This window comes from Rhodococcus sp. HM1 (assembly GCF_023218075.1).
In the GTDB taxonomy this organism is placed as follows: domain Bacteria; phylum Actinomycetota; class Actinomycetes; order Mycobacteriales; family Mycobacteriaceae; genus Rhodococcus.
Genome location: NZ_JALPTB010000142.1, coordinates 1 through 4,910 on the forward strand (window position 1 = coordinate 1; position 4,910 = coordinate 4,910).

The 4,910-nt window shown below is 69.3% G+C and carries 6 protein-coding genes; 4 read left to right on the forward strand and 2 right to left on the reverse strand.

Features of this window, described 5'->3' with window-relative positions:
- The coding region (locus M1M07_RS31885) for a condensation domain-containing protein (protein WP_248676720.1) at positions 1-1,765 on the reverse strand (1,765 nt) is incomplete at its 3' end.
- A gap of 461 nt (positions 1,766-2,226) precedes the next feature.
- On the opposite strand from M1M07_RS31885, the gene M1M07_RS31890 reads away from it, so the two are divergent.
- On the forward strand, positions 2,227-2,853 hold the full coding sequence (locus M1M07_RS31890) for a hypothetical protein (RefSeq protein ID WP_248676722.1): 627 nt from the start codon (positions 2,227-2,229) through the stop codon (positions 2,851-2,853).
- A 72-nt stretch (positions 2,854-2,925) separates the two neighbouring features.
- On the opposite strand, the gene M1M07_RS31895 is transcribed toward M1M07_RS31890, so the two are convergent.
- Positions 2,926-3,258 (reverse strand): hypothetical protein, encoded by a 333-nt coding sequence (locus M1M07_RS31895; RefSeq protein ID WP_197251850.1) that lies wholly within the window; start codon positions 3,256-3,258, stop codon positions 2,926-2,928.
- A 182-nt stretch (positions 3,259-3,440) separates the two neighbouring features.
- Between M1M07_RS31895 and M1M07_RS31900 the strand changes: the two genes are divergently transcribed.
- From M1M07_RS31900 to M1M07_RS31910, 3 genes are all read left to right on the forward strand, one after another.
- Positions 3,441-3,779, forward strand: a complete 339-nt coding sequence (locus M1M07_RS31900; RefSeq protein ID WP_197251851.1) for an RNA polymerase-binding protein RbpA — start codon at positions 3,441-3,443, stop codon at positions 3,777-3,779.
- Positions 3,780-4,030: 251 nt separating this feature from the next.
- Positions 4,031-4,381, forward strand: a complete 351-nt coding sequence (locus M1M07_RS31905) for a chorismate mutase (protein WP_197251852.1) — start codon at positions 4,031-4,033, stop codon at positions 4,379-4,381.
- A gap of 7 nt (positions 4,382-4,388) precedes the next feature.
- A partial coding sequence (locus M1M07_RS31910; protein ID WP_248676723.1) for an aminodeoxychorismate/anthranilate synthase component II occupies positions 4,389-4,910 on the forward strand: 522 nt, incomplete at its 3' end.

Below are 4,910 nucleotides of genomic sequence, written 5' to 3' on the forward strand. Positions count from 1 at the left end.
GCACCACCGGCAGCATGAGATCGGCGGCCCGCTCCAGGGTTTCCGCGCTCACGTCGGCGTGAGAGAGGGCACCGGCGACGACGTCGTGCACCCGCGCGAGGACGGTGCCGAACGACTCGGCGCCGAAGACCGGGATCCGCAGCGGCAGCACCGTGGCGCCGGCCGGCATCCCGACGACGGTGTCCTCGCTGACGGTCAGGCGGGCGACGAGCACCGCCAGCGCGGCGTGCAGCACCCGGGGCAGATTCGCGCCGCCCCCGGCGAGGTCGGTGAGGGCGGGCAGGTCGGCGGGGATCGTCACGTCGAGTTCGGCGGTGCCGGACGGCTGGGCGGGACGGCGCCGCAACGCGGGCAGTTCCAGCCGTTCCGGGGCGCCGGCGAGGGTGCGTTCCCAGAACGCGGCGGTGGCGGCGGTGCGGCGGACCCGCCGGCCGATCGCGGCGGACTCCGGGTGGATCCGGTCCACCGCGGTGCCAGCGGCGGCCCGCACGAAGTCGTCGAGCAGCGTCACGAACCGCTCGTGGTGGATCCGCAGCTCGTCCTCGTCGTACCGGTTCGGGTTGCCGCGGAAATCGACGAACGTGCGGGCCGGGGTGCCGGACTGGTAGATGTTCACCAGCAGGTCCTCGACGGGACCGGAGGTCATGATGTGGAAGTCGCCGCGCAGCGGGCCGAGCTGGATCCGCTGATCGAACAGCATGATGTTGATCTGCGGCCCGGCGTACCGGCTGCTGTCCCCCGCCGCCCCGGTTTCGCGGCGCACGTCCTCGAGGCTGCACCGCTGGTGCCGCAGCGCCCCGGTCAGTTCGAGCTGCGCCCGGCCGACGAGGGCTTCGCGGGTGTCGTCGGGGTCGACGCGGATGTGCAACGGCACCGTGTTGACGAGCATGCCGCCGGACCGCCGCACCAGCGCGGTGGTGCGCGCCGACACCGGCAGGTTGACGACCACGTCGTCGTGGCCGGTCAGGCGCGAAAGGTAGGTGGCGAACGCGGCGACCAGCACCGCGCTGGAGGAGGACACGGTGCTGGTTTCGGTGGCGGTCAGATCCCGCACCAGCTCCTCCGGCAGCGCGGTGCCGGTCAGGGCGCTGTGCGCCGCGACCGGTCCGGTGCGCCGGGCCAGGGTGGTACCGGCGTCCATGCCGGCGACCCGGCCCACCCAGTAGTCGCGGTCGGCGACGAAGCGGCTGGACTCGCGGTAGTCGCGGTCCCAGTCGTAGAGGGTGCGCAGGTCCGCGGCGCGGGCGGGTTCGGGATCGCGGCCTTCGAACGCCGCGGTGTACAACTCGGCGATGCGGTTGACCACCGTCATGGCCGCGTAGCCGTCGAGGGCGACGTGGTGAATCCTGCTGTACCACAGGTAGTGCCGGTCGGCGACCTGCAGGATGGTCATGTTCACGAGCGTGTCGCGGGCCAGATCCACCGGGGTGGCGTAGTCGGCGTCCATCCAGGTCCGGGCCGCGGCGAGCGGATCGGGTTCGTCGCGGAAGTCGAGCACCGGGATGTCCTGGTTTTCCAGGGCGGGGTCGACGAACTGGTGGGGTTCGCCGTCGACGTCGATCACCCGCAGGAAGGCGGACTGGAATTCGGCGCCGGCGGTGCGGCCGGCACGCCGCAGCAGATCGATGTCGAGGTCGCCGTGCAGATCGACGTATTGGGCGATGCAGATCGGGACGTCGGGTTCCAGTTGCTGAGCGAACCAGATCGAGCGTTGCGCGGAAGATAGGGGGAAGGCTTCCGACGGCGTCTGCTGAGCGTCTCGCAACAGAAATCTCCCCTCAAGAAAGCGATTCCGGTACGGGCCTGCTCGTCCCCCGACCAATGGCAGGTCCGACCTCGTCGAATCGACGGTGGTGTTGCTCTCTCTCGTTTCGATCGTCCGCTCGCCGGTGATCGTGTCAAGGCGGAAATCCGGCGTGGACGCTCCTCAAGCTAGACCATTGCCGAACCACACGACGCAAAACCGGCACGGGAATTCCGGACCCTCACGGAGCCCGAAACAAAACCGATATCCGAATCCGACATACCGAGTGCATTTACCGTCATGTCAGCGGTTTGATGTCACCATTCGATAGCGATTCGATCACTGCACGATCTCCGGATACGAATTGTCGGTTCTGTTACTGGATGTAACGCGAATTCACCGAGTGGCCGGTCCCCACCCCGTTATTCTCGGGCGCACCGGACAATCCCCACGCACGCCCGCGCGACCCGAAGGAGCACGAGATGCCGCGTCGCTGGACCGTTCGATCGCTCTGCACCCTGTTCGCCGCGACCGCGGCCGTCGCCCTGCCCGCGCACGCGAGCGCGCAGCCGGCGCCACCCGGACTCACCCCCGACGACCTGCGCGTCGCCGCCACCGCCGCCACCGCCGACTCCCCCGACGCCGCCGCGGCCGTCGACGCCCTGCTCGACGCCGCGAAGAACCCCGCCGGCCTGATCGAGGACCTCCTCTACCCGCCGCGCAACACACCCCAGCCGTTCATGGAACCGGCGCCGACCTTCGGCATCGGCTGCGGCGGCGGGTTCATCCCCTACGCCATGACCACCGGGTGGGCGCAGCCCGGCCCGAACGTCAACCCGGACGTCGCGATCGGGCAGCTGAAGATCTTCGTCGCCCCCACCATCCCGGTGCAGCCCGCCCGCGCCGACCTGAAGTTCGTGTGGCTGAACATGGACAACTTCCGCGGCGGCATCGAAACGCTCGACGACACAGTCAACGGCGTCCCCCAGCTGTCGAAAACCGTGAACACCGGAACCGGACCGGTCCTGTCCGCCCTGTTCGGGTCCGTGGAATACGTCAACGGCACCTTCTGCCAGGTCGTGTACACGATGGGCGGCTTCTTCGCCTGACGGCGAGGGGGGCGGCTTCTCCGCCCGACGGCGACAGCGGGTGGCTTCCGCGTCCGAGAAGGACGGGGCGGGTCAGCGGATCCGCTCGGCGGCGCGGGCCACCCGCAGCAGCTCGGCACACAGTTCGGTCAGCTCTGTAGTGTCCGCGCCCTCGGCGACCGCGGTCGCGACGTCCTCGGCGGCGCACCGCACCTCGAACGCCCGGTCGGCGAGCGCGACCGCTTCCTCCGCCGAGAGCACCACCGCGCCGTCGGGCAGACCGGCCTCCCGGGTCAGGGACCGCTGCTCGTAGGCGCGTTGCCGGCACGAGCGGCGGCAGTACCGGCGCCGACGGCCCACCCCGGCATCGGGGACCGGTCGCCCGCACCAGAGGCAGGTCTCCGGTTTGCGCTCACGTCCGGTCATGGGCCGACACCTTACCGGGGCCGGGCACGCGGCCGGTAAAATGATGCATCCCCGCTGCGCCGCGGGCTGCGGGAACGGATTCGCCCGCGTCGACGTTGTGCATACAGGACGCATCGACGCCCGGTCGTTGCTCGCCGTCCGACGGCGGCCCCCGGGCGGAGCACACAAGAGAGGACACCACCATGGCAGATCGTGTACTGCGAGGCAGCCGGCTCGGAGCGGTGAGCTACGAAACCGATCGGGACCACGATCTGGCGCCACGCCGCATCGCGCGATACCGCTGCGACAACGGCGAGGAATTCGACGTACCGTTCGCCGACGACGCCGAGATCCCCGGCACCTGGATCTGCAAGAACGGCCTCGAAGGCACGCTCGTCGAAGGCGCCGCACCGGAGCCGAAGAAGGTCAAGCCGCCGCGGACCCACTGGGACATGCTGCTCGAGCGCCGCTCGATCGAGGAACTCGACGAGCTGCTCAAGGAGCGCCTCGAACTGCTCAAGACCAAGCGTCGCGGAGCCTGATCCCGGACGACCGAAACTCCGCCGAATGCCGCCCCGTGGCACCGTCCACGCGGCGGCATTCGTCGTCTTTCCCGACGGTGTGTGAAGGCCGCGACGCGGGCACGCCACAAAACGGTCAATCGAAGGCATCATGATCGTTTCGCGTGTAATCATGAGCGCACTCCGATCGATATTCGAAAGCGACGACTCGTACGTGCGAATCGGAAATTCCGCAGGGAATTCCGTGTTTGCTGCACCAGGGAGTGACGGCCATGAACGACAACCACGCACCGGATCCGGAAGTGGAACTCGCCAGGCTGCGCGCCGAATTGGACCACGTGGACGGCAGATTGCTCGACGACGTCCGCGACCGGCTGAACATCATCGCGCGGATCGCCGATCTCAAACAGCGCCACGCCATCCCCGTGCTGCAACCGGCACGGATGCAGCAGGTCCACGAGCGCGCCGCGAACTACGCCCACCGCCACGGTCTGTCCATCGAATTTCTGCACGACCTCTACGCGTTGCTGATCGACGAGGCCTGCCGGGTCGAGGACCTGCTCGTCGACGGCGACCCCCCTGCCCGCCAGCGCCTCGCCGATGTCGGCGAGAACCGGAGCTGAGGCCGCCATGCCCATCGACGCACGGCCCACCCGCACCCTGCTCGTCGACAACTACGATTCGTTCACCTACAACCTCTACAGCCTGCTCGCCGAGGTCAACGGCGTGCCGCCGACCGTGGTCACCAACGACACCCCGTGGGACCACATCGATCCGGCCCGGTTCGACAACATCGTCGTCTCGCCCGGACCCGGCCGTCCCGACCGCCCCCGCGACTTCGGGATCAGCGCGCGGGCACTGCTCGACGGCGGACTGCCCGTGCTCGGTGTCTGCCTCGGTCACCAGGGCTTGTGCCACCTGTTCGGCGCGCCGGTCGTGCGGGCCCCCGAACCGGTGCACGGACGCCTGGCCCGGATCGTGCACACCGGCACCGGGCTGTTCGCCGGTCTGCCCCCACGCTTCGCCGCGGTGCGCTACCACTCGCTGATCGTCGAGCAGGTCCCCGACGCACTCGAAGCGGTCGCCTGGACCGAGGACGGTCTGCTCATGGGGGTGGCCCACCGCACCCGACCCTTGTGGGGGGTGCAGTTC